This window comes from Cellulosimicrobium sp. GQ32 (genome assembly GCF_059758455.1).
Genome location: NZ_JCAXEP010000010.1, coordinates 163,968 through 186,892 on the forward strand (window position 1 = coordinate 163,968; position 22,925 = coordinate 186,892).

The 22,925-nt window shown below is 75.4% G+C and carries 30 protein-coding genes; 20 read left to right on the forward strand and 10 right to left on the reverse strand.

The features are described 5' to 3' along the window. Positions 1-75: 75 nt before the first annotated feature. The 3 genes from AC6CH9_RS16330 to AC6CH9_RS16340 all read right to left on the reverse strand — a co-directional run bounded on the left by AC6CH9_RS16330 (position 76) and on the right by AC6CH9_RS16340 (position 2,570). Entirely contained in the window at positions 76-387 is a 312-nt protein-coding gene (locus tag AC6CH9_RS16330; RefSeq protein ID WP_498155838.1) for an SHOCT domain-containing protein, read from the reverse strand. Positions 388-558: 171 nt separating this feature from the next. Further along, positions 559-1,224: a response regulator gene (locus tag AC6CH9_RS16335; RefSeq protein WP_498155839.1), complete on the reverse strand. Its 666-nt coding sequence runs from the start codon at positions 1,222-1,224 to the stop codon at positions 559-561. Next, entirely contained in the window at positions 1,221-2,570 is a 1,350-nt protein-coding gene (locus AC6CH9_RS16340) for a sensor histidine kinase (RefSeq protein WP_498155840.1), read from the reverse strand. The genes AC6CH9_RS16335 and AC6CH9_RS16340 overlap by 4 nt, the downstream gene beginning before the upstream one ends. A 202-nt stretch (positions 2,571-2,772) precedes the next feature. On the opposite strand from AC6CH9_RS16340, the gene AC6CH9_RS16345 reads away from it, so the two are divergent. After that, a complete protein-coding gene (locus tag AC6CH9_RS16345) occupies positions 2,773-3,372 on the forward strand; it encodes a carboxymuconolactone decarboxylase family protein (protein WP_498155841.1) in 600 nt (199 codons plus the stop codon). Then, entirely contained in the window at positions 3,369-4,241 is an 873-nt protein-coding gene (locus AC6CH9_RS16350; protein ID WP_498155842.1) for an RNA polymerase sigma-70 factor, read from the forward strand. Before AC6CH9_RS16345 ends, AC6CH9_RS16350 begins: the two co-directional genes overlap by 4 nt. A gap of 139 nt (positions 4,242-4,380) precedes the next feature. Here the strand turns inward: AC6CH9_RS16350 and AC6CH9_RS16355 are convergent, their stop codons facing one another. The 3 genes from AC6CH9_RS16355 to AC6CH9_RS16365 all read right to left on the reverse strand — a co-directional run bounded on the left by AC6CH9_RS16355 (position 4,381) and on the right by AC6CH9_RS16365 (position 6,527). Continuing rightward, positions 4,381-4,863, reverse strand: a complete 483-nt coding sequence (locus AC6CH9_RS16355; protein WP_498155843.1) for an SRPBCC family protein — start codon at positions 4,861-4,863, stop codon at positions 4,381-4,383. A 137-nt stretch (positions 4,864-5,000) separates the two neighbouring features. After that, complete coding sequence (locus AC6CH9_RS16360; RefSeq protein ID WP_498155844.1) at positions 5,001-5,462, reverse strand: hypothetical protein; 462 nt, start codon at positions 5,460-5,462, stop codon at positions 5,001-5,003. Positions 5,463-5,597: 135 nt separating this feature from the next. After that, a complete protein-coding gene (locus AC6CH9_RS16365; protein WP_498155845.1) occupies positions 5,598-6,527 on the reverse strand; it encodes a quinone oxidoreductase family protein in 930 nt (309 codons plus the stop codon). Positions 6,528-6,715: 188 nt separating this feature from the next. On the opposite strand from AC6CH9_RS16365, the gene AC6CH9_RS16370 reads away from it, so the two are divergent. Continuing rightward, positions 6,716-7,096 carry a TraR/DksA family transcriptional regulator gene (locus AC6CH9_RS16370; protein WP_498155846.1) on the forward strand — a complete coding sequence of 127 codons (381 nt, stop codon included), beginning with the start codon at positions 6,716-6,718 and terminating at the stop codon, positions 7,094-7,096. A gap of 3 nt (positions 7,097-7,099) precedes the next feature. On the opposite strand, the gene AC6CH9_RS16375 is transcribed toward AC6CH9_RS16370, so the two are convergent. Then, positions 7,100-7,519 carry a hypothetical protein gene (locus tag AC6CH9_RS16375; protein ID WP_498155847.1) on the reverse strand — a complete coding sequence of 140 codons (420 nt, stop codon included), beginning with the start codon at positions 7,517-7,519 and terminating at the stop codon, positions 7,100-7,102. A 133-nt stretch (positions 7,520-7,652) separates the two neighbouring features. Continuing rightward, positions 7,653-8,939 carry an amidohydrolase gene (locus AC6CH9_RS16380; protein WP_498155848.1) on the reverse strand — a complete coding sequence of 429 codons (1,287 nt, stop codon included), beginning with the start codon at positions 8,937-8,939 and terminating at the stop codon, positions 7,653-7,655. Positions 8,940-9,495: 556 nt separating this feature from the next. On the opposite strand from AC6CH9_RS16380, the gene AC6CH9_RS16385 reads away from it, so the two are divergent. The 8 genes from AC6CH9_RS16385 (at position 9,496) to AC6CH9_RS16420 (ending at position 15,933) form a co-directional block, all read left to right on the forward strand. After that, on the forward strand, positions 9,496-9,699 hold the full coding sequence (locus AC6CH9_RS16385) for a cold-shock protein (RefSeq protein ID WP_237841265.1): 204 nt from the start codon (positions 9,496-9,498) through the stop codon (positions 9,697-9,699). Positions 9,700-9,869: 170 nt separating this feature from the next. Then, positions 9,870-10,562 carry a Pr6Pr family membrane protein gene (locus AC6CH9_RS16390; protein WP_498155849.1) on the forward strand — a complete coding sequence of 231 codons (693 nt, stop codon included), beginning with the start codon at positions 9,870-9,872 and terminating at the stop codon, positions 10,560-10,562. 10 nt (positions 10,563-10,572) lie between these two features. Further along, positions 10,573-11,262: a hypothetical protein gene (locus AC6CH9_RS16395; RefSeq protein WP_498155850.1), complete on the forward strand. Its 690-nt coding sequence runs from the start codon at positions 10,573-10,575 to the stop codon at positions 11,260-11,262. 89 nt (positions 11,263-11,351) lie between these two features. Beyond that, positions 11,352-12,056, forward strand: a complete 705-nt coding sequence (locus tag AC6CH9_RS16400; protein ID WP_498155851.1) for a copper resistance CopC family protein — start codon at positions 11,352-11,354, stop codon at positions 12,054-12,056. An 88-nt stretch (positions 12,057-12,144) separates the two neighbouring features. After that, positions 12,145-12,681 (forward strand): hypothetical protein, encoded by a 537-nt coding sequence (locus AC6CH9_RS16405; protein WP_498155852.1) that lies wholly within the window; start codon positions 12,145-12,147, stop codon positions 12,679-12,681. Between the two features lie 164 nt (positions 12,682-12,845). Next, positions 12,846-13,592: a YcnI family copper-binding membrane protein gene (locus tag AC6CH9_RS16410; RefSeq protein WP_498155853.1), complete on the forward strand. Its 747-nt coding sequence runs from the start codon at positions 12,846-12,848 to the stop codon at positions 13,590-13,592. A 2-nt stretch (positions 13,593-13,594) separates the two neighbouring features. Beyond that, the gene (locus AC6CH9_RS16415) at positions 13,595-15,322 is read left to right on the forward strand and encodes a copper resistance CopC/CopD family protein (protein WP_498155854.1); all 1,728 of its coding nucleotides are present in this window, start codon (positions 13,595-13,597) and stop codon (positions 15,320-15,322) included. Continuing rightward, positions 15,319-15,933, forward strand: coding sequence for a DUF1775 domain-containing protein (locus tag AC6CH9_RS16420; RefSeq protein ID WP_498155855.1), 615 nt, complete (start codon positions 15,319-15,321; stop codon positions 15,931-15,933). The genes AC6CH9_RS16415 and AC6CH9_RS16420 overlap by 4 nt, the downstream gene beginning before the upstream one ends. A 234-nt stretch (positions 15,934-16,167) precedes the next feature. Here the strand turns inward: AC6CH9_RS16420 and AC6CH9_RS16425 are convergent, their stop codons facing one another. Continuing rightward, complete coding sequence (locus AC6CH9_RS16425; protein WP_498155856.1) at positions 16,168-16,608, reverse strand: anthrone oxygenase family protein; 441 nt, start codon at positions 16,606-16,608, stop codon at positions 16,168-16,170. 79 nt (positions 16,609-16,687) lie between these two features. Between AC6CH9_RS16425 and AC6CH9_RS16430 the strand changes: the two genes are divergently transcribed. Beyond that, a complete protein-coding gene (locus AC6CH9_RS16430) occupies positions 16,688-17,281 on the forward strand; it encodes a TetR/AcrR family transcriptional regulator (protein ID WP_498155857.1) in 594 nt (197 codons plus the stop codon). Positions 17,282-17,337: 56 nt separating this feature from the next. Beyond that, positions 17,338-18,084, forward strand: coding sequence for an SDR family oxidoreductase (locus AC6CH9_RS16435; protein ID WP_498155858.1), 747 nt, complete (start codon positions 17,338-17,340; stop codon positions 18,082-18,084). Positions 18,085-18,154: 70 nt separating this feature from the next. On the opposite strand, the gene AC6CH9_RS16440 is transcribed toward AC6CH9_RS16435, so the two are convergent. After that, a complete protein-coding gene (locus AC6CH9_RS16440; protein WP_498155859.1) occupies positions 18,155-19,378 on the reverse strand; it encodes a CobW family GTP-binding protein in 1,224 nt (407 codons plus the stop codon). A 175-nt stretch (positions 19,379-19,553) separates the two neighbouring features. Between AC6CH9_RS16440 and rpmB the strand changes: the two genes are divergently transcribed. The 7 genes from rpmB to AC6CH9_RS16475 all read left to right on the forward strand — a co-directional run bounded on the left by rpmB (position 19,554) and on the right by AC6CH9_RS16475 (position 22,697). Continuing rightward, entirely contained in the window at positions 19,554-19,790 is a 237-nt protein-coding gene (gene rpmB, locus AC6CH9_RS16445) for a 50S ribosomal protein L28 (RefSeq protein ID WP_175008792.1), read from the forward strand. Continuing rightward, entirely contained in the window at positions 19,790-19,957 is a 168-nt protein-coding gene (gene rpmG / locus AC6CH9_RS16450; RefSeq protein ID WP_021483268.1) for a 50S ribosomal protein L33, read from the forward strand. Before rpmB ends, rpmG begins: the two co-directional genes overlap by 1 nt. Then, positions 19,957-20,262: a 30S ribosomal protein S14 gene (gene rpsN, locus AC6CH9_RS16455; protein WP_498155860.1), complete on the forward strand. Its 306-nt coding sequence runs from the start codon at positions 19,957-19,959 to the stop codon at positions 20,260-20,262. Before rpmG ends, rpsN begins: the two co-directional genes overlap by 1 nt. A 56-nt stretch (positions 20,263-20,318) precedes the next feature. Further along, on the forward strand, positions 20,319-20,618 hold the full coding sequence (locus tag AC6CH9_RS16460; protein ID WP_141387513.1) for a type B 50S ribosomal protein L31: 300 nt from the start codon (positions 20,319-20,321) through the stop codon (positions 20,616-20,618). Then, on the forward strand, positions 20,615-20,737 hold the full coding sequence (gene ykgO, locus AC6CH9_RS16465; protein ID WP_021483271.1) for a type B 50S ribosomal protein L36: 123 nt from the start codon (positions 20,615-20,617) through the stop codon (positions 20,735-20,737). Before AC6CH9_RS16460 ends, ykgO begins: the two co-directional genes overlap by 4 nt. A 62-nt stretch (positions 20,738-20,799) precedes the next feature. After that, positions 20,800-22,260 carry a zinc metallochaperone AztD gene (aztD, locus tag AC6CH9_RS16470; RefSeq protein WP_498155861.1) on the forward strand — a complete coding sequence of 487 codons (1,461 nt, stop codon included), beginning with the start codon at positions 20,800-20,802 and terminating at the stop codon, positions 22,258-22,260. A 155-nt stretch (positions 22,261-22,415) separates the two neighbouring features. After that, complete coding sequence (locus AC6CH9_RS16475) at positions 22,416-22,697, forward strand: HU family DNA-binding protein (RefSeq protein ID WP_087470693.1); 282 nt, start codon at positions 22,416-22,418, stop codon at positions 22,695-22,697. The last annotated feature ends 228 nt before the right edge of the window (positions 22,698-22,925 follow it).

Sequence of the window (22,925 nt, forward strand, 5' to 3'; positions counted from 1 at the left end):
ACGCGCTCACGCGCTGTCGAACACGACCTGGGTGCCGTTATCCACGCGATAACGGCACCCATGTCGTTCTCGGCGTCAGGGCTGGGGGCGATCCTCGCGCAGGACCGTGAGGCGGGAGCGGTACTCCTGCTCGTCGATCTCGCCGCGTGCGTACCTCTCGCCGAGGATCGTGACCGGGTCGGGGCCGGCGGTGCGCCACGCGCCGGGGCCGCCCGGGCCCCAGCCGCGACGCGCGCGGCGGGCGATCAGGAAGATCACGGACGCGAACAGCAGGAACCACAGCAGCGGGAAGACGAACCACCACGGGCCGGGCCCCCAGCCGGCGTGCGCGACGTGCGCGACGGCCTCCGTGGGGACCACGGCGGCCCCGGTGAGTGCGGTGAGCATGACGACCTCCGGTGTCGGTGCGCCCCGCCGGTCGGCGAGGGCGGCCGCGATCCGGCCGCACCTCCAGGCTTCCCGTCGCCCGACGCCGCGTCGTCACCCGCGCGTGCCGAGCTCGCTCGTCCCGTGGTGCCGGTCGGGACGACGTCGCGTGGACCGACGGCAGGGTGACGGTCAGCCCGCCCAGCCCGGGCGCACGATCCCGGACTCGTAGGCCGCGACGACGAGCTGCGCGCGGTCGCGCGCACCGACCTTGGCCATGACCCGCGACACGTGCGTCTTGACCGTCGACTCCGACAGGTAGAGCGTCCCCGCGATCTCGTCGTTCGAGAGCCCGCCCGCGACCTCGACGAGCACCTCGCGCTCGCGTGGCGTGAGCTCGTCGACGCCGCGCACCGGCCCGACGGCGCGCGTCGCGTCCGCGACCCGGGACAGCAGGCGCCGGGTCACCGTGGGGGAGAGCAGCGCGTCGCCGCGCGCCGCGACCCGTACCGCCCGGACGAGGTCGACGGGCTCGGTGTCCTTGACGAGGAACCCGCTCGCGCCCCCGCGGATCGCGTCGGTCACGTACTCGTCGAGCTCGAACGTCGTGACGACCACGACGTGCACGTGCGCGGCCGCACGGTCGGCGACGATCCGCCGGGTCGCCTCGAGCCCGTCGAGCCCGGGCATCCGGATGTCCATGAGCACGACGTCGGGCAGGTGCTCCAGCGCGAGCCGGACGGCGTCGTCCCCGGTCGCGGCCTCGGCGACGACGCGCATGTCGTCCTCGGAGTCGATGAGCGCACGGAAGCCGCCGCGCACGAGTGCCTGGTCGTCGGCCAGCACGACGTCGATCATGGTGCCTCCTCGCGCCCGGGCGGAGCCTCGTCGGACCGCCCGGTGGTGCTCGGCCGGGGCGTGGTGCCCGGCCAGGGAAAGACTGCCCGCACGCGGAAGCCGCGTCCAGCGGTGCCGGCGCCTGGTCCTGGTCCCGGAGCCGGGCCAGGCACCGGCCCCGCCGTGAGCGACCCGCCGACGCTCTCCACGCGCTCGCGCATGCCGCGCAGGCCGTAGCCGGGCTTGGGGTCCGAGGACTCCGACGTCCCGTCGTCCGTGACGGTCACCGTCACGAGACGCGGACCCCGGTCCTGGCGAGCCTCCGCGTCGGCCGGCCGCGTGCCGTCGGCCCGCTGCGTCCCGCTGTCGGCGTCCACGCGGACGTCGACGTGCGTCGCGCCGTGCGCGTGCCGTCGTACGTTCGTCAGGGCCTCCTGCACCACGCGGTAGACGACCCCGGCGAGCCGGTCGGGCAGCCCGGCGGCCCCCGGGTCCACGGCGATCGCGACGGTGAGCCCGCCTCCCTCCGCCTGCCGCACGAGCCGGGGGAGCGCGGCGAGGTCCCACGTCGGGGCGAGCGGGGCGCCGTCGACGACCAGGTCGTGCGTCACGACCGCGTCCGTGCGCGACTCCGCCCGGACGACACCGAGCACGGCTCGGACCTCGTCGAGGGCCTCCGTGCTCGTCGCACGGATCGCGGTGAGGGCGCTGCGTGCCTGCTCCGGGTCCCGGTCGAGGAGGTGGAGCCCGACGCCCGCCTGCACCGTGATCGCAGAGAGCGAGTGCGCGAGGACGTCGTGGACCTCGCGCGCGATGCGCAGGCGCTCGTCCGCGACGGCCGTGCGTTCGCGCTCGGCGCGCGCGACCTGCTCGGCCTCGCGCGCGGCGGCGATGCGGGCGGACCGGTCGCGGATCGCGCCCGCGACGAGCAGCACGACGACGGTCCAGGCCGTCCCGCCGAGGAGCGTCGCCCGCGGCGGTGCGTCGGGACGCAGCGCCGCGGCCGCAACGACGGTCCCCGCGAGGAGCACCGCCCCGCCCCACGCCACGCGCCGCGCGCGCTCCGCGGGTCCGCTGAGCAGCACCCCCACGAGCACGCCGACAGGCCCCGCGAGCGCCGGTCCCCACGCGTACCCGGCGACGAGGAAGACGCCGACCGCCGCGACGGACACCGCGACGGCGACGACAGGGCGCGGAACGAGGAGCACGAGCGCGAGCGGCGACACGAGGAGCAGCGTGACGGCGGCGAGGTCGAGGGGCCGCGCGCCCGGCTGCCCGTGCGTCGCGCCGACCGACCCGGCGACCGAGACCACCGCGAGCACCACGGCGAGGAACGCCCGGGGGCGGCGACGGTCGAGCGGGCCCATGCGTCGCACGCTACGCCGCGCTCGGCCGGGCCGCGTCCGACCGGGGTGCCGGGCGGCGTCGTCCCAGGGTGCCGTGCGCCGGCTCACCGCCCTCGAGCGATCCGGTCCGCCCGAGGTGTCACACGCGAGGCCCCGCCGGTGTCTCATGCCCGACACCCCGTCGGCACGACACGGGCACGACACGAGACACGCAGGAGGAGACATGACGACACGAGTGCCGCCCACCGAGGTCACCGGGCTCTACGGCTCCCTGGTCAAGCGCGCGACGCGCTCGATGTTCGGCGAGGTGCCGGAGTCGATCGGCGTGCTGTGGCACCACGCCGCGGTCTTCAAGGACCTCATGGGCGTGGGCCGGAAGTCCGAGAAGTGGGACCGGCTGGACCCGAACCTGGCGACGTTCGCGCAGATGGCGTCGGCCGCGACGGTCGGCTGCGAGTTCTGCCTCGACCTCCACTACTTCCGGTCGCGCAACGAGGGCCTGGACGAGGTGAAGGCCCGCGAGGTGCCCCGCTGGCGCGAGTCGGCGCTGTTCACGCCCGTCGAGCGGCGGGTCATGGAGTACGCGGAGGGGATGAGCCAGACCCCGCCCGCGGTGACGGACGAGCTGTCGGCCGCGCTGCTCGACGACCTCGGTCCGTCCGGGCTCGTCGAGCTCGCGGCCCGGGTGGGCCTGATGAACGCCACGGCGCGGTCGAACGTCGCGCTCGGCATCCGGTCCGAGCAGTTCGCGGCGTCGTGCGGCCTGCCGCCCCTCGCGCCCCGGTCCGTCGCGGCGGCGCCGGCCGTAGGGTCGGACGCATGAGCGACGACCCCTTCGTCCGCCACCGCAGCCTGCTCTTCACCGTCGCGTACGAGCTCCTCGGCTCGGCCGCCGACGCGGAGGACGTCGTCCAGGAGACGTGGCTGCGGTGGGCGGACGTCGACCACGCGCAGGTGCGCGACGCGCGCCCCTACCTCGTCCGGATCGTCACGCGCCAGTCGCTCAACCGGCTGCGGACCCTGGCGCGGCGCCGGGAGGACTACGTGGGCGAGTGGCTGCCCGAGCCGCTCCTCACGAGCCCCGACGTGGCCGAGGACGTCGAGCTGGCGGAGAGCGTCTCCATGGCGATGCTCACGGTGCTCGAGACGCTCGGCCCCACGGAGCGCGCGGTGTTCGTGCTGCGCGAGGTGTTCGACGTGCCGTTCGACGAGATCGCCGAGGCGGTCGGCAAGTCGCCGGCCGCCGTGCGGCAGGTCGCGCACCGTGCGCGGGGCCACGTCGCCGCGCGGCGCCCGCGCGTCCGGGTCGACCGGACCGAGCAGGAACGGGTGGTCGAGCGGTTCCTCGACTCCCTCCTCACGGGCGACCTCCAGGGCCTCCTGGACGTCCTCGCGCCCGACGTCGTCGCGGTGGCCGACGGCGGCGGCCTCGCTCGCGCGGCGCGCAAGCCGATCGTGGGCGCCGAGCGCGTCGCCGCGTACCTCGTCGGTGGTCTGCGCACGACGCGCGGCGAGATCACCGCGACGCCGGTGTGGATCAACGGCGCGCCGGGGCTGCGCATCGCGCTGGACGGCGAGCTCGCGACGGCGGTCGCCGTCACCGTGGTGGACGGGCGCATCACGCACCTGTTCGCCGTCGCCAACCCGAGCAAGCTGGAGCGCGTCGACGCCCAGGCGGCGCTCTCCCGGTAGCGGTCGCGGCGGGACTGCACCTGCCAGTACGTCCTCGGCATCGGGGCCGGCGACGTCACCGACGTCCTCACCAACACCGTCGGTGGCCTCGTCGGCATGGGCCTCGCCTGGCTCGCCCTGCGTCTGCTGGCTCCGCCGTCTACCCGGTCGGTTCGCGCACCGCGGCGAGCACGACGGGGTCGGCGCACCCGCGCGCGAAGCCCGCGATCCGACGGTCGACGTCGCGCCCGAGCGCCCACGAGCCGACGCGCTCCGCGAGCGGGGCGAGCCAGCGGGGGCGGCACCGGAAGGAGTAGCGCCACGTCGCGCGTGTGCCGCCGGACGGGTCGGGGGCGAACCGCCACCCACCCGCGAGGTTCTCGAAGAACCACGAGCCACGGACCATGCGCATCCCGACGTTCGTCGGCGGGTTGTAGGAGACGTACTCGCTCACCATGGACAGCCCGCTGCGGTGCCGGGTGAAGGTGCGCACGCCCTTCGCGGGTGCGGTGGCGCCGTCGAGGAAGTGCTGCCGCCGGATGAACGGGTCCCAGCGCAGACGGACGTCGCCGGTCGTCTGGGAGACGGCGAACGCCGTCGCGGTGTCGACGGGGACCACGAGCGAGGACTCGACCACGGGCATGGTCGGATGCTCCCACGGTCGCCGTCGCCGCGCTCCGCGCCGGGAGTCCGGGTCATCCGTCACGGGTCATGGGACCGGACGCGCGAACGGCCCGCCCCTCGGGAGGGACGGGCCGCCCGGACCGCGGCGCGGGAGGGTCAGGACGCGAAGGCGTACCCGGCCTCGGTGCACTGCGCACGGAAGGCGTCGAGGGCCTCCTGCTGCGTCGACGTGTCGATCGTCGCGCCCTGCACGGCAGCCTCGAACGGGGCCTTGATCTCGTTGAGGTTCTCCTGGAGCTCGGGGTCCGCGAAGTTCTGGACCGCGGCGAGGCGCTCGCGGGTGGTGAAGATCGCGGCGGCGGCGGTCTCGTCCTCGGGCGTCTCGAGCAGCGGCGTCGTCTCGGTGACGAGGCGCTCGGCGGAGTACTCGCCGCCGTAGAACATGCCGCACGTGGTGGTCACGGCGACGACGGCGGGTGTCACCTCGGGGGTCGCCTCGGTCGCGGTCGTGGTCTCGGGGGTTGCCGCATCGTCGCTCGCCGGGTCGGTCGGCGAGGCGCAGGACGCCAGCAGGAGGGCACAGGAGAGCGCCGCGGTAGCGGCAAGGAACTTACGCATGCTAACGATTTCACACTCTCGCGCACGCGGGACGCAAGGAGATTCGCGGACGGTGGCCTCCGGAACGGCGGGATTCCGCGGCTCTCGGGGCAACCTTGTGCCCAGCGTCACAACCTTCCAGGACGGAGGTCCCGGTCAGGGGACGTCGAGGACGACCTTGCCCCGGACGTGCCCGTCGGTGACGAGCCGCAGGGCCTCGGCCGCCTCCGCCAGGGGGAACCGGGCCGAGACCTCGGCCCGGAGACGTCCGTCCTCCGCGAGCGCGAGCACCTCGTCGAGGGCCCCCTTCGCGTCGACCTTGTCGACAACGCCTGCGGCGCGCGACACGTCGGACCCGACGATCGTCACCGCGCTCGGTGGGTCGTCGGGCGTGGCGGGGGCCAGGTCCTCGCCCAGCAGGGCGACGGTCGCGGCGACCGTGTCCGCGGAGCCCACGAGGTCGACGACGACGCTCACGTCGTCGAGGCCGTCCGGCAGCGCGCGCACGGCGTCCACGAGCCCCGGCCCGTACGCGACCGGCGTCGCGCCCAACCCGCGCAGGTAGTCGTGGTTCGCGGGCGACGCCGTACCGACCACGCGTGCCCCGAGCGCGGTCGCGATCTGCACCGCCGCCGACCCGACGCCACCGCTCGCGCCGTGCACCAGGACCACGTCGCCCTCGCCGACGTCGGCCTGCACGAGGGCGGAGAACGCGGTCGCCGCGGCGACGGGCAGCACGGCCGCCTGCTCGTACGGCACGGACGCGGGCTTGCGGCGCACGTGATCGGCGCGGACGAGCGAGAGCTCGCGCTGCGCGCCGGTCCCGTGCCAGACGACCTCGTCGCCGGGGGCGAGGTCGGGGACGTCGGGACCCACGGCGTCGACCACGCCCGCGGCCTCGAACCCCAGCACGCCGGGCACGCGGCCGCCGAACGCCCCGGCGAGCCGCTTGAGGTCCGCGGGGTTGACGCCGACGACGCGGTTCGCGACGCGCACCTGGCCGGGTCCGGGCTCGCCGACGTGCTCGTCGTCGACCCGCAGCGTCTCCGGCCCGCCGAAGGCCTCGAAGACGACGACGGTGCTCATGCAGACCCCCTGTGGTCTCGCCGTCGGACGTCGGTCGCGCGCCGCGGGGGCGAGACCGCGCGGCGGGCCCGGGGGGAGCCGGGCGGTTCCACTCTTCCATCCGTCGGCCGCCGCTGTCATGCGCCCAGCCCGGTGAGGACTCCCCGTCCGGGACGGTTTCACCCCCTCCCTGGTGTTGAGAGAGCGAGATGACGACACCACGCACAGGCCGAGCACCCGGACCCGACGACGCCGCGCGCGAGCGACTGCTCGCCGTGCGCGCCGACGCCGTCGCGCGGCTGCAGGCGCTGCGCGCCGAGGTCGCGGGGATCGTCGCGGCGTCGCGCGACTCGAACGCGGACGACGAGCACGACCCCGACGGCGCGACCATCGCGTTCGAACGGGCCCAGGTGGACGCGCTCGCTCGCGACGCGGCGGCGCGGGTGGAGGAGGTGGATGCCGCCCTCACTCGCCTCGACGCGGGCGCCTACGGCGTCTGCGAGGCGTGCGGGCAGCCGATCCCGGACGGCCGCCTGGAGGCGCGTCCGACGGCGCGGACGTGCGTCGCGTGCGCGGCGGTCGCTCGCTGACGCTCAGCGGTCGGACGCGAAGTCCCCGCCGATCCCCGCCTGGGTCTCGAGCAGGTCGCCGGTGTCGCCGACGATCACCCAGTTCGGCCCGACGAGCGCGGCCTCGCCCTCCGCAGCGGGCGTCTCGGGCAGGAGCGCGAAGTACTCGGCCTCGTCCACGTAGTCGGCGAACACGGCCAGCAGGGTCGTGTCGTCGCACGCCCCCATCTCGGCGTCGGGGGTCCCGGTGTCCTCGGGGACGAACGACAGGCACGTGAGGCCCGCGGTCGTCGCGGACTCGTGGAGCGCGTCGAGGGAGTCGTAGGTGACGTCCTTCTCCCCGGGACCGGGCCCCGAGCACGCCGCGAGGACACCGCCGACGGCGACGAGGCCGACGAGCAGCCCGGTGGCGCGGCGCGGACGCAGGGAGTCGAGGGTGCGCATGACTCGATGGTCCGCCGTCGTGCCGGGTCGCGCCACGGGAAGCGCGCGCCGGTCCGTCCGCCGCGAGATCGACCCGCACGGCCGAGATCGACCTTCAGCGGGTCGATCTCGTGCCGCAGCGGTCGATCTCGGGTCAGAGGCGGAAGCGCTCGCCGCGCTCGACGACGCGGCCCTCGCCGCGGCCGTCGTTCGCCTCCGCGTCCCACGCGTAGACCTCGGCGCCCGTGATCAGCACGTGCTCGGCGCGCGACGTCACGTCCAGCGGGTCGCCCGACCACACGACGACGTCGCCGTCCAGACCCGGGGCGAGCGCGCCGACCCGGTCGTCGAGGCCGAGGAACGCCGCCGGGTTGACGGTGAGCGCCCGCAGCGCGGTCTCGCGGTCGAGGCCCTCCTTCACCGCGAGCGACGCCTGGTGCACGAGGAAGTTGATGGGCACGACGGGGTGGTCGGTCGTGATCGCCACTCGCACGCCCGCGCGCGCCAGGGCCCCGAGGTTCGCGATGTCGCGGTTGCGCAGCTCGATCTTGGAGCGCGAGGTGAACAGGGGGCCGAAGATGACCGGCACGTCGCGCTCGGCGAGAACGTCCGCGACCGCGGCGCCGTCGGTCCCGTGGTTCACCACCAGCTTGTAGCCGAACTCGTCCGCGAGGCGCAGCGCGGTCGCGATGTCGTCCGCGCGGTGCGTGTGCTGGTCCCAGTAGAGCTCGCCCGCGAGGACGCGCGCGAGGGCCTCCTTGGCGAGGTCGCGGTCGAACGGCTCGCCCTTCGCCTCCGCGGCGTCGCGCTTCGCCGCGTAGTTCTGCGCGTCGACGAACGCCGCGCGGATCACCTTCGCGACGCCGAGGCGCGTGGACGGCGTCTTCTTCTGGTCCCCGTACACGCGCTTGGGGTTCTCGCCGAGCGCCGACTTCACGGAGACCGCCTCGCGGATCACCTGCTCGTCGACCGTGCGGCCGCCCCACGTCTTGATCGCGACGGTCTGCCCGCCGATGGGGTTGCCCGAGCCCGGCTTCACGACGGCGCTCGTCACGCCGCCCACGAGCGCGTCGCGGAAGCCCTCGTCCTCGACGTTGATCGCGTCGATCGCGCGCAGCGCCGCGCCGTTCGGGTCGGTCATCTCGTTGGTGTCGTTGCCGGCCCAGCCCTCGGCCTCCTCCATGACGCCCATGTGCGCGTGCGCCTCGACGAAGCCGGGCAGCACCCAGCGGCCCCGCGCGTCGAGGGTCGGAACGCCGTCGGGCACGACGACCTCCGCCCCGACCGCGGTGATGATCCCGTCCTCGATCAGGACGGTCCCGTGCTCGATCGGCTCCGAGGCGACGGGCACGACGTAGCCGTTCACGACGGCGACGCTGCGGCGCGCGGTCCGCGGGACGGGGCGGGAGGAGCTGTGGGCGGGAGCGGGTGAGGTCGTCATGGTCCCCATCATCGCCCCGGGCAAGCACGTGCGGCCGTCTTCCGGGCGGCGGCGGGGACTCGTGTACCCTGGAGGTCGCGCTCATGTCGCCGGTCGAACGACCGCGACGCTCTTCGGTCCTCGGCATCGAAGCAAGACCGTGCGCGCCAGGCAGCAGACGCTGCCGTCGAGATCTCCGCCCACCGAGCGCGGAGCGAGAGCAGAGAACATTCTTTCTTCCCTTTCTGACCGCCCTGAGACCGCATCGTCGGTCGCGGGCACGACCGGACCAGACCTCGTGCTGCGCCGCGCCGAGGACGACCTGTGGGTCGCCACGGCGGACGGCGAGTACGCCGGGCTGGTCACCCGACTCCCCGACGGCTTCCACGTCCACGACCGCTTCACGCGGCCGATGGGCGTCGTCGCCGACCTCCACCACGCGAAGCGGCATCTCGTCGCCCGGCGTGAACCCTCGGCGGGCCCTCGCGGGCCCCGCCTCCACGATCGTCGGCGCCCCGCGGGGCGCGACAACCGGACCCGCGCTCGTGGGCCGGTCGCACCAACGAAGGAAGTCATCATGGCTACAGGCACCGTGAAGTGGTTCAACGCGGAGAAGGGGTTCGGCTTCATCGCCCCCTCCGACGGCACCGCCGACGTGTTCGCCCACTACAGCGAGATCAGCTCGAGCGGCTACCGCTCGCTCGAGGAGAACCAGAGCGTCTCGTTCGACGTCACCCAGGGCCCCAAGGGCCCGCAGGCGACGAACATCCAGTCGCTCTGACCTCCCGCCCGCCCGGCGTGCGCGCCGGGCGGGTGACGACGTCCCGAAGGGCCGTGCGACCGCACGGCCCTTCGGCGTCCCCGGCGCGGACGAGGCGCCCGGTACGTCGGAGTGGGCGGGGAGCACTAGGCTCCTGAGCGCACCACCGCACCGCGCGCGAAGGAGCTCGCATGCACGTCGTCGTCGGACTGTTCCGGCTGTTCCTCGTCGTCCTCGCCCTCGTCGGGACGCGCGCCATCTGGCGTGACGGCGACATCGAGGGGCTCATCTACTTCACGAACCAGACGGGCTTCCTCATCGCCGTCGTGTTCGCATGGGCGGGCGTCGCGTCGCTCCTGCGCCGCCGGCAGCCGCCGGGGTGGCTCACGGGGGGCGTGACGCTCTTCGCCGCGATCACCGGTCTCGTCGCCAACCTCGTGCTCGCGCCCGAGGACCCCGACGCCCCGGCCGTGTTCCTCGGGCTGACCGACGGGCAGATCGAGCACGAGCTGCTGCCGCTCCTGGTGTTCGTCGACTTCCTCCTGCTCGACGCCCACCGGCGTCTGCGCGGTCTCGACGCCGCGCGCTGGCTGCTGTACCCGCTCGCGTACTTCGCGTTCACGACGATCCGCGGGTTCGTGAGCCCCGGCAGCGAGTACCCGTACGGGTTCGTCGACCTCGACGCGCTGGGGTGGACCGGCCTGCTCGTCAACGTCGTGCTCTACGGGGCCGGCTTCCTCGTCCTCGGCCTCGTCATCGTCGGGATCGACCGGCTCCTGCCCACCGGCCCTCTGATCGGCCGGTACGCGGACCGCTCACCCGCCGCGCCGTCGGAGCCGGCGGGGGCGGCGGGCAGCCCCGACGACGCGGCCGCGTCGCGCTAGGGTGGCCGTCGTGCCCTCCCCGGTCGTCGGTCCGCTGCGCGTCGCCCGCGCCGCGCTCGTGGCGACCCTCGTGCTCGCGCTGACGGCGCTCGCGCACCGCGTCGCCGGGGGCGCCCTCCCGGACCCGCTGGTCCTCGCGGCGCTCGCCGCGTTCACGCTCGCCGGCACGACGGCGGCCGCTCGGCTGCGGTTCACGCCCGCCCGCCTCGTCGTGCTCCTCGGCGGCGCCCAGGTCGCGCTGCACCAGGCGCTCGTCGTGCTCGCGCCCGTCGGGTCGTGCGTCCCCGTCGGGGTCACGTCCGGGCACGGTGGGCACGTCGCCTCGGTGGGCGACGTCGTCTGCGCCGCGCCCTTCGGCGCGCCGGTCGACGGCGGGGCGAGCCTCGTGCACCCGGAGCACCTCGCGACGTCGGGCACCGCGGGCCTCTGGATGGTCGTCGCGCACGCGGCGGCGACCGTCGTGCTCGCGCTCGTCCTCGCGCGCGGCGAGCGCGCGCTCGAGCGGTTCCTCGCGTGGGTGACGCCGCGCGCCGGCCTCCCGGCGCTCGTCCCCGTCCCGCCCGCCGTCCGCCCGCGTGCGCCGCGGGCCCGCACGGTGCGCATCGCGTCCCTGTGGCGGGCGCGCCGTGCGCCGACGCGTGGACCACCGACGGCGGCCGGCACGTCGGGAGCACTGCTGCGCCCCCTCGCCGCGTCCTGACGCGGCCCCCGACGAGGCCGACCCGGTGACGACCGGGCCACGGGGCACCACCGTGCGGCGACCGCCGCGCCTCGGACGGAAGAACCCTCATGACCCTCTCCCTGCGCCGACCCCTGTCGGCCCTGCCCGCCCTCCTCGCCCTCGTCGCCGCCGCGGCGCTGGCCCTGGGCCTCACCGCCGCCGTCACGACGCTCACCGCCGCGCCGGCGTCCGCGCACGACCGCATGCTCACCTCGGACCCGGCCGACGGCTCCCAGCTCGCGACGCCCCCGACGGCGATCACGCTGACCTTCAACACCGAGCCGCTCCCCGTCGAGCCGCAGGTCGTGGTCTCGGACTCCGCCGGGACGGTCGTCACGCAGGGCGCGCCGACGATCGAGGGCAGCACCGCGACGCTCGCGCTCGACCCGGCGGTCGCGCTCGGCGGCGACACGTACACCGTCGCGTGGCGCGTCGTCTCGTCCGACGGCCACCCCATCGAGGGCACGTTCGCGTTCACCGTCGCGGCCCAGCCCGAGGCGCCGGTGTCCGAGGAGCCCACGACGGAGGAGACCGCGACCGAGGACGCCACGACCGACGCGGCGGAGGAGTCGACGTCCGAGTCCGCGTCTCCCCGGACGACGGACGCTGCCACGGACGCGGAGGACGGCGGGTCCTCGGCCCTGCCGATCCTCGTGGGGCTCGGCGCGCTCGTGGTCGCCGCCGCGGTCGTCGTCGTGCTCGTCGTGCGCCGCCGCCGCACCGTGACCGACGAGGCGACCGACGAGGGCGCCCCGCACGACCCCGAGGGCTGACCGTGCCGGTGCACGCCGTCCGCCCCGGTCCGGCGAGGACGGCGGCCGCCCCTGCCGCGCGCACCCCTCCTGCCGCTAGGGTGCGTCCGTGACGTCGCCCGGAGCAGGGGTGCTCCGCGGCGTGCGGGTGCTGCTGCTCGCCGCCGCGGTCGTCGGGCTGTCCGTCGTCGCGCACGGGCTCGCCGGCGGCACCGACCCCGGTGCCGTCCCGCTGGGCGTCCTCGCCGTCCTCACCGCCGTCGCGGTGCGGCCCCTCACCCGGCGGCAGGTCGGGCTGCCGCGGCTGCTCGGGCTGCTCGGCGCGGGCCAGCTCGTGCTGCACGTCGTCTTCGACCGCTGCGCCGCGCTGTCCCCGGCCGACGCGTCCGCGCACGCGCACGCCGGGTCACCCCTGACGATGCTCGGCGCGCACGCCGTCGCGACGCTCGCCGTCGCGCTCGTCCTGCGGTACGGCGACGCCGTCCTGTGGCGCCTGTGGACATGGCTCGCCGGGCGCCGGGTCCCCGGCCGCCCGCGCGCCGTCGTCGTCCTCGCGGCGCCGCCCGCCCTCGGCGCGCTGCCGACGGTCCGCGACCTGCTCGTGCGCGGTGCCGCGCCCGGGCGCGGTCCACCCGCCGTCGCCTGACCCCACCCGGACGCCTCACCGGACACCTCCGCGGCGTCCCGCTCCCGCGCGCCCGCGCGACCCGTGCACTCTCGCCCGGCCGAAAGCCCGGTCGTCCCGGGGCGTGCCGTCGTGCGCCCGTGCGCCGGGGGCCCTCCGTCCTCATCTCCCCGAAAGGCACCACCATGCGAAAGACCCTGCGCGCCGTCGGCGCCGCCGCCCTGACCACCGGGATCGTCGTCGTCGGCGCGGGCGCCGCGTCCGCCCACGTCACTGTCACTCCTGACACGACCGACGCGGGCGCGTACGCGCTGCTCACGTTCGGCGTCCCGCACGGCTGCGGCGACTCGCCGACCACGAAGGTCTCCATCCAGGTCCCCGAGCAGATCGTCACCGTGACGCCCACCGTCAACCCCGGATGGGACGTCGAGAAGGTCATGGCGGCCCTCGACGAGCCGGTCGACGACGGGCACGGCGGCCAGTACACCGAGCGCGTCGCCGAGGTCGTGTACACCGCGAAGACCCCGCTGCCCGACGGCTACCGAGACGCCCTCGTGCTCTCGCTCAAGCTCCCCGACGCGGCGGGGGACACGCTCGTCTTCCCGACCGTCCAGGAGTGCGCCGAGGGCGAGAGCGCCTGGGTGCAGGTCCCGGCCGACGGCGAGGACGGGCACGACCTCGAGCTGCCCGCGCCGCTGTTCGAGCTGACGGCCGCCGAGGGCGACGGGCACGACGCCCCGGCCGAGACCGTCGCGGACGACGCCGACGCCGCCGCGTCGGACGGCTCGGCAGCCGACGGTGCGGCGTCCGCGGAGCCGGCCGACGGGTCCGACGGCGCGCCCGCCGCGCTCACCTGGACGGCGCTCGTCCTCGCGGCGGCGGGCCTCGTGCTCGGGGCGCTCGGGTTCGTGCGCTCGCGGCCGAAGGCCTGACCGTGGGCCGCCCCTCGGTGCTGCGCCGGGTGGTGGCCGTCGTCGTCGGTGCCGCGGCCGCGGTCCTGCTCGCGATCCTCGCGAGTGGCCCGGCCGCGGCCCACGCCGTCCTCGTGGGCACGGACCCCCGGGACGGCACCGTCCTCGACGCGCCGCCCGACGCGCTGACCATCACCTTCAACGAGCCCGTCCAGGTCGTGACCGGCGGGACGACGGTCCTCGCCGCCGACGGCTCGCCCGTCGACGTGGACGTCGTCGCCGTCGACGACGCGCTCGTCGTCACCCCGGCCGCGACCCTCGACGACGGCACGTACGTCGTGAGCTGGCGGGTGGTGTCCCTCGACACCCACCCCGTGGCGGGCGCCTTCACGTTCTCGGTGGGCGCGCCGAGCGCGACGTCCGTCGAGGCCCGGGTGGCCGAGCCGACGGCGGCGCTCGTCGCCGTGCGCGCGCTCGACCAGGCCGCGGTCTACGTGGGGACGTTCCTCGTCGCGGGCCTCGTCGGGTTCGAGCTCCTCGTGCTGCACGTGTCGCCCGGGGCCGCGCCGGTCCTGCGGCGGCGCCTGCAGCGCGTGCGCCGCGGGGCGCTCGTCGCCGCGGCGGCCGGGATCGTCCTCGGGGTCCCGCTCACCCCGGCCTGGCAGGCAGGCGGCGGGCTGGGGGCGCTCGTCGACCCGGAGACCTGGGCGGCGGGCCTCGCCACCGACTCCACGCTCGCGGGGGCGCTCGGCCTCGCCGGGCTCGTCGTCGCGACCCTGCTCGCGCCGCGCGCGGCGCGCGAGACCCGGGCGGCGTGGCCCGCCGGCCTCGTGCTCGGCGCGGCGGCCCTGGCGCTGGCCTCGCTCGTGCTCGTGGGGCACACGCGCACGTTCGGTCCGCCGTGGCTCGTCGTCACGGCGGACGCGCTCCACGTCGTGGCGGGGGCGGTGTGGCTCGGCGGCGTCGTCGGCCTGGCGCTCGTGCTCGCGCCCTCCGCGCGCGTCGACGCGCGGCGGGCGGCGGTCACCGTCGCGCGGTTCTCCACGCTGGGCGCGTGGGTCGTCCTCGCGCTCGCCGTCACCGGGACCGTCCTGGGGTGGCGCATCCTCGGGACGCTCGACGCGCTCGTGTCGACGGCCTACGGCCAGACCCTGCTCGTCAAGGTCGGCGTCGCGCTGTGCCTCGTCGGCGTCGCGGCCTGGAACCGCTACCGGCTCGTCCCGGCGGTCGCGGCCGACGGCGGTCCCGGTGGGCGAGGAGCCGGGCCGGTGGGTGGGACGACCGGGGCGACCGCGCGCCGTCGGCTCGGCCGGACGGTCACCGCGGAGGCGGTGCTGCTCGCGCTCGTGCTCGCCCTGACCGGCGTGCTCGTGTCGCGCAGCCCGGTCGTGGCGACGGACCCGTCCGTCCAGGAGGCCACGGCACCGGCGGTCGAGACGGTCGAGGCGCTCGGCGACGGGACGCTCCGCGCGCGGGTCACGCCCGGACGGGTCGGCGTCAACGCGCTCGAGATCGAGCTGCTCGACGCCGACGGGCAGCCCCTGGAGCCCGTCGCCGTGCCCGAGCTGTCCACGACGCTCGCCGACCCCGCGCTCGGGCCCTTTACCCGGCCGCTCACGCAGACCGGGACGGGCGCGTACGAGGCGACGCTCGACCTACCGATGGCCGGCGACTGGACCCTGCACGTGAGCGTCCGGACGTCCAAGTACGAGAACCCGATCGTCGAGATCCCCGTGGAGGTGTCCTCATGACCCGTCACCACCGGGCCGCCCGGCGCGCGTCCCGCCTCGTCGCCGTCGCGGTCACCGCCGGTGCCCTGGCGGTGCTGGCGGCCGGGCCGGCGGCCGCGCACGTGCTCATCGAGACCGTGGAGCCCCACGGCGACGGCACGTCGACGCTCACGTTCACGTTCGACCACGGGTGCGACGGCGAGCCCACCGACGCGCTGCGCGTCACCCTTCCCGAGGGCGTCGAGGCGCTCGCGGCGGGCCAGCCCGACGGGTGGACCTCCGACGTGGCGGACGACGCGGTGGCGTGGTCCGGCGAGCCCGTGCCCGACGGCGAGCGCGCGGCCTTCACGCTCGACGTCCGGGTCACGGGCGACGTGGGGCAGGCGTTCGTCTTCCCCGCCGTGCAGGAGTGCCCGTCGGGGGCGTCGTACGCGTGGACGGACACCGACCCGTCGGGGGCTCGGCCTGCGCCGACGTTCGTCGCGACGGCGGCGTCCCTCGCCCCCGCGCCCGTCGCGGCGGGAGCGTCCCCGACGCCGACGGCGCCCCTCGTCGCGGCCGTCGTGGTGGGAGCCGTCGGGATCGGGGTCGCGGGCGGCTGGTCGGCCCGACGTCGGCTGCGGGCCACCTGAGAGGTCGCTGCGCGGGCGTCGGGACCGTCCCCGTCGTACTGTGATCCAGATCACTGTTCGTGAACGTCCCGAACATGCGCCCACCGCCTCTTGCACTGGTGGGGGACGTCGCCGCGACGGGTCACGCGGCGACACCTGGACCGGTGGCGGTCCGCGACGAGAGCTTCGCTGGGGGGAGCTCTCGCGGCGGATCGCCACCGGTTCCTCTGTCTGCGGGACCTGCCGGCCCTGGCGTCAGGCGGCGATCCCGACAGCCAGCAGCGTGAACGCCGCGACGAGCAGGGCGATGCGGACGAGGTGGTACCGGTCCCAGCGGTGGGCCTGCTCGCGCCAGTCGGCGGGTGCGGTCTCGGGGGTCCACGTCTTCCCGCGGTTGTTGATGGGCACGAGCACGGCGACCGACAGGACGACGCTCAGTGCCAGGAGGACGGCTGCCGTCCAGGCCGCCCACGCCCCGGCCGGCAGCACGAGGGCCGTCGCCGCGGTGAGCGCGAGCGACCCGAGGTACCAGAACGGCATCGCCCGCCCGAGCATCCGCCCGCCGTCGGCCCGGGCGAGCAGGCCGGCGTTCCCCGGCAGCCGGTCGACGATCGGGTTCACGACGAACGCGACCGACACCTCGACCCCCACCATCACGCCCAGGACGACCACGGCGACGATCGGCAACCACTGCATGTCCGGCTCCTTCGATCCAGGGAATCTATCAACGCTAGGAAAACTAGCACAGACAATCTAGCGACGCTAGACTCAAGTCATGAGCACACCGGCAGCAGCGCGCAAGGCACGGCTCCTCGAGGAGCGGGAGGCGCAGATCGTCGCGGCGGCGCGGGTGCTCGCCGAGGAGCAGGGGTGGGAGGCCGTCACCACGCGCCGGCTCGCGGACGCGATCGGGTACAGCCAGCCGGTCCTCTACGGGCACTTCCCGGAGGGCAGGTCGCAGATCGTCACGGCCGTGGCGCTGCTCGGCTTCGAAGAGCTCGCCGCAGCGCTCACCGCGGCCCGGCCGCAGCCCGGCGAGGGTGCGAGCGGCGAGGACGGGGTCCGCGCGCTGGTCGTGGCGTACCTCGACTTCGCCGCGCGCCACCCGGCGACGTACGAGGCGATGTTCCACCTGCCGATCGGTGCCGCGTTCGCCTCGGACGAGACGCCGCGTGCGATGCGCGAGGGGTTCGATGCCATCGCCGACGCGCTCCTCGCGCTCGACCGGCCGCCGTCGGACGTGGGGACGGCTGCCGAGGTCGTCTGGGGAGCGATGCACGGGGTCGCGACGCTGCAACGTGCGGGCAGGTTCTCCGCCGAGAACTACGACCGTCGCGTCGACGAGCTGGTCCGCCGCGTCGTCGGGTGAGGGTCCGGGCGCCTCGCTCGTCGAACGGCGGTCGTCCTGCGTCGTAGCGTGACGCCATGACCTCTCGACTGACGCTCGTCACGGGCGGGACCCGTGGCATCGGGGCGGCCGTGGCCCTCCGGCTCGCCGCCGCCGGGCACGACCTCCTGCTCGGCTACGCCCGGGACGACGCCGCAGCCGCGGGGACGCGCGCCATGGTGGCCGCGCGCGGGGTGCGGTGCGCCGTGGTCCGCGCCGACCTCACCACCGACAGCGGCGTCGAGGAGACCTTCGCCGCGGCGGCGGAGCTCGGCGCGCTCACGGGAGTCGTCAACAACGCCGGCGCGACGCTCCATATCGGCGCGCTCGCGGACACGCCGACCGACGTCGTGCGCCGGGTCCTCGACCTCAACCTCACGGCCGCCGTCCTCGTGGCGCGCGCGGCCGTGCGGGCGATGAGCACCACGCGGGGCGGGCGCGGCGGCGTGCTCCTCAACGTCTCGTCCGCGGCGGCGACGCTCGGATCGCCCGGCGAGTACGTGCACTACGCCGCGGCGAAGGCCGGCGTCGACGCCTTGACGAAGGGACTCGCGCACGAGGTCCTCGGGGAGGGGATCCGGGTCGTGGGGGTGGCGCCCGGGCTGATCGAGACCGGTATCCACGCGGACGCCGGCGACGCCGACCGGGCACGGCGCGCCGCGGCGACGCACCCGTGGGGGCGCGTGGGCTCGCCGGAGGAGGTCGCCGCCGCCGTGGCCTTCCTGCTCTCGGACGACGCGTCGTACGTCACCGGAGAGACGCTGCGCGTGGCAGGAGGGCGCTGAACCGGGGCGGGGGAGCGGGCTCTGCCGCCGACCTCTCGGCCGCTTCCCGCGGGCACGAGGGGGCCCGTCGTCACACCGCGTCGCTGCGCGCGCCGAGCCAGGGCGCGAGGACGTCGGTGCGGCCGAGCCAGCGCAGGCCGCCGTCGGCGAGCTCGTCCGGCGTCGCGAGCACGTCGCGGAACGCGTCGAGCAGGCGGCCGCGCTCGTCGTCGTCGCCGTCACCCTCGCCGTCGGGCGTGGCCCCGACGATGACGACGCGCGTGTGCGGCTCGACCGGCCGCCCTTCGGCGGTGGTCGCGTCGTCCCACGTGCCGAGCGTGCCGATGCAGAGCTGACCGCCCGCGCCGTCCCACGCGCACAGCGAGTCGGGGCGATTGGCGACGTGGAACACCCCGCGGGACCGGACCCGGCCCGTGCCGAGGTCCTCGATGCGGCGCAGCAGGCGCTCGGGGTCGAACGGCCGGGCCGACCACAGCTCGATCGTCCAGCTCCGGTCGCCGTCGGGCGTCACGCGCCGGGGGAGCGGGCCCCGCACGCCGAGCGGGTGGGCGCGGCGCTCAGCGGCGGCGGGGTCGTGGGTGTGCCGGGCGAGGTCGTCGGCCGCGAGCGCGTGGAGTCCGTCGACGCGCCGGGTGCCGACGCCCCGGAGCCGGTCGACGAGCCCGGAGCCGGTCGCCGCGGCCGCGAGGTCCCCGGTCGTCACGACGAGGTCGGCGTGCTCGAGCTGGGCGGCCAGCACCTCACCGACTGCCCGCTGGTCGTCGTCGGTGAGCCCGACGCCGCGCTCGGCGACGAGGTCGTCGTCGAGCAGGTCGTGCTCGAGCGTGTCGACGTCCGCGACGGCGACCACGGTCGCGAGGCGGAGGCGCTCGAGCTCGTTGCCGGGCGTGGCCTGCGCGGCGAGCGCCCGGACGACGGGCAGCGACTCGGCGGCGACGGGCAGCGCGAGGACCACGTGGTCCCACCGGCCGTCGGCGGCGAGCCGTCGCAGCGTGGGCACGGCGTCCTCGCGCACGGCGCACGACAGGCACGCGTGCTCCAGCGGCACCACCTCGTCCTCGATCACGCCGGTCGCGTCGACGACGACCCGGCGCAGCGCACCCTCGGCCGCCCGGATGTCGTGCCGGAGCGCGACGACGCGCGGCGCCCCGACGACGAGCCCGAAGACCGCGCTGTCGCGCAGCACGGGGTCGATCGTCGCGAGGACGCTCAGCGCGACGCGCGGGTCGTCCCCGACGCCGGAGGGTGCGTCGTCGGGCGAGGCCCCCGACGGGGAGGGTGACGAGAAGGGCATGAAGCGCTCCGATCCGTGGTCTGGGGCGTCCCGCGCGACCTCGCGGCCGGCACCGGGAACAACCCGCTCCTGAGAACTGTTCTCGACAGCGGGTCAGCATAGCGTCTTGACGGGAATGATTCTCACTATCTAGTGTCGTCTCCCGTCGCCTCACCCGACCCCGAGAGGAACTGCCATGTCCGCCGTCTGCCAGGTGCTCGGCACCGCTCCCGGGTTCGGCCACGCGATCTCGCACTCCCACGTGCGGACCAAGCGTCGCTTCGACCCGAACGTCCAGAAGAAGCGCTACTGGGTGCCGTCGCTGGGTCGCCACGTGACCCTGCGCGTCAGCGCCCGGGGCATCAAGACCATCGACCGCCAGGGGATCGACGCCGTCGTGGCGCGGATCCTCGCCCGAGGGGAGAAGCTCTGATGGCTACCCGCACCGACCTCCGTCCCGTGATCAAGCTCCGGTCCACCGCCGGCACCGGGTTCACCTACGTGACCCGCAAGAACCGCCGCAACGACCCTGACCGCATGGTCCTGCGCAAGTTCGACCCCGTCGTCCGCCGCCACGTCGACTTCCGCGAGGAGCGCTGATGGCGAAGCGGTCCAAGGTCGCGCGCAACGAGCAGCGGGCGGCCGTCGTCGCCCGCTACGCCGAGCGCCGCGCCGAGCTCAAGCGCGTCGTCGCGTCGCCGTCGTCCTCGCCCGAGGAGACGGCGGCCGCGGTGCGCGAGCTCCAGCGCCAGCCCCGCGACGCCAGCGCCACGCGCGTGCGGAACCGCGACGTCGTCGACGGCCGCCCGCGCGGCTACCTGAGGAAGTTCGGGCTCTCCCGCATCCGCCTGCGCCAGCAGGCGCACCGCGGCGAGCTGCCCGGAGTCACGAAGTCGAGCTGGTGACCGCCGCCGCCTGGCGCGGCAGCTCGGCCCGTCACCGGCCCAGCAAGGAGACCACCATGAAGAAGGACATCCACCCCGTCTACGGGCCCGTCGTCTACCGCGACAAGTCCGCCGACTTCTCGTTCCTGACCCGCTCGACCCTCGCGGGCGACCACCCGCAGGGTCCGGGCGTCCCGCGCGAGACCGTGACCTGGACGGACGGGAACGTCTATCCCGTCGTCGACGTCGAGATCTCGAGCGCGAGCCACCCGTTCTACACGGGCACGCAGCGCGTCGTGGACACCGCCGGCCGGGTCGAGAAGTTCCGCCAGCGCTACGGCGCCCGCGGCGGCGCGCAGGGCGGGGGCGCGCGATGAAGGTCCGCGCCTCGCTCCGCTCGCTCAAGGACAAGCCCGGGGCGAAGGTCGTGCGCCGCCACGGCAAGACCTTCGTCCTCAACAAGGCCAACCCGCGCTGGAAGGCCCGTCAGGGCTGACCTGCGCACCCACCACCACCGGAGAGGAGCGGCCGCCCGGACCCCCGGGCGGCCGACCACGCATGCACCACACCGCACCCGACCCGACCGACGCCCACGCCGATCCCGCCGGGGCGAGTCCCCCCTCCGGTGACGCCCCTCCCGGGGCGCGGGCCCGACGGCGCCCGCTCGCCCTCGCGCTCGGCCTCGCCCTCCCGCTCACGCTCGTCGCGGCGTGCGCGCAGGGGGCGGGCTCCGAGGGCGAGCAGGGCGGCGCGGCCGAGCCCGCGCCGTCGGCCACCTCCGACGTCAGCGAGGCGGCCGCGCTCACGCCGCGCCTCGCGATCACGTACGACGGTGGCGTCCAAGTCCTCGACGCGACGACGCTCGAGGTCGTCGACGACCTCGAGCTCGCCGGCTTCAACCGCCTCAACCCCGCGGGAGACGGGCGCCACCTGCTCGTCTCGACGTCGGGTGGCTTCCAGGTGCTCGACGCCGGCACCTGGGCCGAGCCGCACGGCGACCACGCCCACTACTACACCGCGGACCCCGTCCTCACGGACGTGACCTATGCGGCGGAGAAGCCGGGCCACGTCGTCGTGCACGAGGGGCGCACCGCGCTGTTCGACGACGGCACGGGCGAGATCACCGTGCTCGACTCGGCCACGGTGGCCGACCCGCACGGCATCGACGACGCGCGCACCCTGACGACCCCCGAGGCGCACCACGGCGTCGCGGTCGAGCTGTCCGACGGCTCGCTCGTCGTCTCGGAGGGCACCGAGGACGCGCGCACGGGCGTCCGCCTGCTCGACGCCGCGGGCGACGAGGTCGCGGCGAGCGACCAGTGCCCCGGCGTGCACGGCGAGGCCGTCGCCGCGGGCGAGGCGGTCGTCATCGGCTGCGAGGACGGTGCGGTCGTCGTCGCCGCCGGCGCGATCAGCAAGGTCGCCTCCCCGGACGCCTACGGGCGCATCGGCAACCAGGCGGGGAGCGAGGAGTCGCCGTTCGTCCTGGGCGACTACAAGTCCGACCCCGACGCCGAGCTGGAGCGGCCGACCCGCGTCTCGCTCATCGACACGCGCGACGCGAGCCTGCGCCTCGTCGACCTGCCCGCGAGCTACACGTTCCGCTCGCTCGGCCGCGGCGACGCGGGCGAGGCGCTCGTGCTCGGCACGGACGGGTCGCTGCACGTCATCGACCCGGAGGCGGGCACGGTCGTGCGGTCCATCCCGGTCGTCGACGCGTGGGAGGAGCCCGAGGAGTGGCAGGAGCCGCGGCCCGCGCTGCTCGTCCAGGACGGCATCGCGTACGTCACCGACCCGGCCGGCCGCGCGATCCACGCGGTCGACTACGTCGGCGGCGAGGTGTGGAAGAGCGCGGACCTCGACGTCGTGCCGAACGAGCTCAACGGGGTCACCGGGAAGCCGGCCACGGTCGGCGCGCACGACGACCACGAGCACGCCCACGAGGAGGGCGAGCGCGCCCACGACGAGCACGCAGAGGAGGGCCACGAGGGCCACGACCGCGAGCACGAGGAGGGCTGAGCGCAGACACGCGACGCCCGGAGGCCGCGAGAAGTCGCGCGAAACTCCGCGTGTTCCCTAGTGTTGTCCCCGGTGCGCGGCCTCGCGGCTGGCACACTGAGACCGTGACGACGGGTGGTGACCACCGCGCGTCGTGAACCGAAGAAGGGATTCGCATGTCGCTCAACAAGTCCGAGCTCGTCTCGGCCATCGCCAGCAAGGCCGACCTGTCGAAGGCGGACGCCGAGAAGGCTCTCAACGCCTTCCAGGAGGTGCTCATCGAGTCGCTGGGCAAGGGCGAGGCCGTCAAGGTCACGGGCCTCCTGTCCGTCGAGCGCGTCGAGCGTGCCGCCCGCACGGGCCGCAACCCCCGTACGGGCGAGGAGATCTCGATCCCGGCCGGCTTCGGCGTGAAGATCAGCGCCGGCAGCCTGCTCAAGAAGGCCGTCGCCAAGTGACGTCTCGCTGACCGGCCGCTGCCGGTCCGGTCAGCACGCACGAAGGCCCGGAACCCCGCGAGGGGCTCCGGGCCTTCGTCGTCCCCGCCCCCGCCCTCGCCCCCGCCCCCGCCCCCGCCCCCGCCCCCGCCCCCGTCCCAGCGCCGAACACGACCTGAGGGTCGTTATGCGCCCGATAACGACCCTCAGGTCGTTCTCGACGGGGGGTGGAGGCGTGTGGCGACCTGC

Excerpts from the sequence above, each read along its gene's own strand:
- AC6CH9_RS16330 (WP_498155838.1), bottom strand. The coding sequence starts at position 387 with ATGCTCACCGCACTCACCGGGGCCGCCGTGGTCCCCACGGAGGCCGTC.
- AC6CH9_RS16335 (WP_498155839.1), bottom strand. The coding sequence starts at position 1,224 with ATGATCGACGTCGTGCTGGCCGACGACCAGGCACTCGTGCGCGGCGGC.
- AC6CH9_RS16340 (WP_498155840.1), bottom strand. The coding sequence starts at position 2,570 with ATGGGCCCGCTCGACCGTCGCCGCCCCCGGGCGTTCCTCGCCGTGGTG.
- AC6CH9_RS16345 (WP_498155841.1), top strand. The coding sequence starts at position 2,773 with ATGACGACACGAGTGCCGCCCACCGAGGTCACCGGGCTCTACGGCTCC.
- AC6CH9_RS16350 (WP_498155842.1), top strand. The coding sequence starts at position 3,369 with ATGAGCGACGACCCCTTCGTCCGCCACCGCAGCCTGCTCTTCACCGTC.
- AC6CH9_RS16355 (WP_498155843.1), bottom strand. The coding sequence starts at position 4,863 with ATGCCCGTGGTCGAGTCCTCGCTCGTGGTCCCCGTCGACACCGCGACG.
- AC6CH9_RS16360 (WP_498155844.1), bottom strand. The coding sequence starts at position 5,462 with ATGCGTAAGTTCCTTGCCGCTACCGCGGCGCTCTCCTGTGCCCTCCTG.
- AC6CH9_RS16365 (WP_498155845.1), bottom strand. The coding sequence starts at position 6,527 with ATGAGCACCGTCGTCGTCTTCGAGGCCTTCGGCGGGCCGGAGACGCTG.
- AC6CH9_RS16370 (WP_498155846.1), top strand. The coding sequence starts at position 6,716 with ATGACGACACCACGCACAGGCCGAGCACCCGGACCCGACGACGCCGCG.
- AC6CH9_RS16375 (WP_498155847.1), bottom strand. The coding sequence starts at position 7,519 with ATGCGCACCCTCGACTCCCTGCGTCCGCGCCGCGCCACCGGGCTGCTC.
- AC6CH9_RS16380 (WP_498155848.1), bottom strand. The coding sequence starts at position 8,939 with ATGACGACCTCACCCGCTCCCGCCCACAGCTCCTCCCGCCCCGTCCCG.
- AC6CH9_RS16385 (WP_237841265.1), top strand. The coding sequence starts at position 9,496 with ATGGCTACAGGCACCGTGAAGTGGTTCAACGCGGAGAAGGGGTTCGGC.
- AC6CH9_RS16390 (WP_498155849.1), top strand. The coding sequence starts at position 9,870 with ATGCACGTCGTCGTCGGACTGTTCCGGCTGTTCCTCGTCGTCCTCGCC.
- AC6CH9_RS16400 (WP_498155851.1), top strand. The coding sequence starts at position 11,352 with ATGACCCTCTCCCTGCGCCGACCCCTGTCGGCCCTGCCCGCCCTCCTC.
- AC6CH9_RS16410 (WP_498155853.1), top strand. The coding sequence starts at position 12,846 with ATGCGAAAGACCCTGCGCGCCGTCGGCGCCGCCGCCCTGACCACCGGG.
- AC6CH9_RS16420 (WP_498155855.1), top strand. The coding sequence starts at position 15,319 with ATGACCCGTCACCACCGGGCCGCCCGGCGCGCGTCCCGCCTCGTCGCC.
- AC6CH9_RS16425 (WP_498155856.1), bottom strand. The coding sequence starts at position 16,608 with ATGCAGTGGTTGCCGATCGTCGCCGTGGTCGTCCTGGGCGTGATGGTG.
- AC6CH9_RS16430 (WP_498155857.1), top strand. The coding sequence starts at position 16,688 with ATGAGCACACCGGCAGCAGCGCGCAAGGCACGGCTCCTCGAGGAGCGG.
- AC6CH9_RS16435 (WP_498155858.1), top strand. The coding sequence starts at position 17,338 with ATGACCTCTCGACTGACGCTCGTCACGGGCGGGACCCGTGGCATCGGG.
- AC6CH9_RS16440 (WP_498155859.1), bottom strand. The coding sequence starts at position 19,378 with ATGCCCTTCTCGTCACCCTCCCCGTCGGGGGCCTCGCCCGACGACGCA.
- rpmB (WP_175008792.1), top strand. The coding sequence starts at position 19,554 with ATGTCCGCCGTCTGCCAGGTGCTCGGCACCGCTCCCGGGTTCGGCCAC.
- rpmG (WP_021483268.1), top strand. The coding sequence starts at position 19,790 with ATGGCTACCCGCACCGACCTCCGTCCCGTGATCAAGCTCCGGTCCACC.
- rpsN (WP_498155860.1), top strand. The coding sequence starts at position 19,957 with ATGGCGAAGCGGTCCAAGGTCGCGCGCAACGAGCAGCGGGCGGCCGTC.
- AC6CH9_RS16460 (WP_141387513.1), top strand. The coding sequence starts at position 20,319 with ATGAAGAAGGACATCCACCCCGTCTACGGGCCCGTCGTCTACCGCGAC.
- ykgO (WP_021483271.1), top strand. The coding sequence starts at position 20,615 with ATGAAGGTCCGCGCCTCGCTCCGCTCGCTCAAGGACAAGCCCGGGGCG.
- aztD (WP_498155861.1), top strand. The coding sequence starts at position 20,800 with ATGCACCACACCGCACCCGACCCGACCGACGCCCACGCCGATCCCGCC.
- AC6CH9_RS16475 (WP_087470693.1), top strand. The coding sequence starts at position 22,416 with ATGTCGCTCAACAAGTCCGAGCTCGTCTCGGCCATCGCCAGCAAGGCC.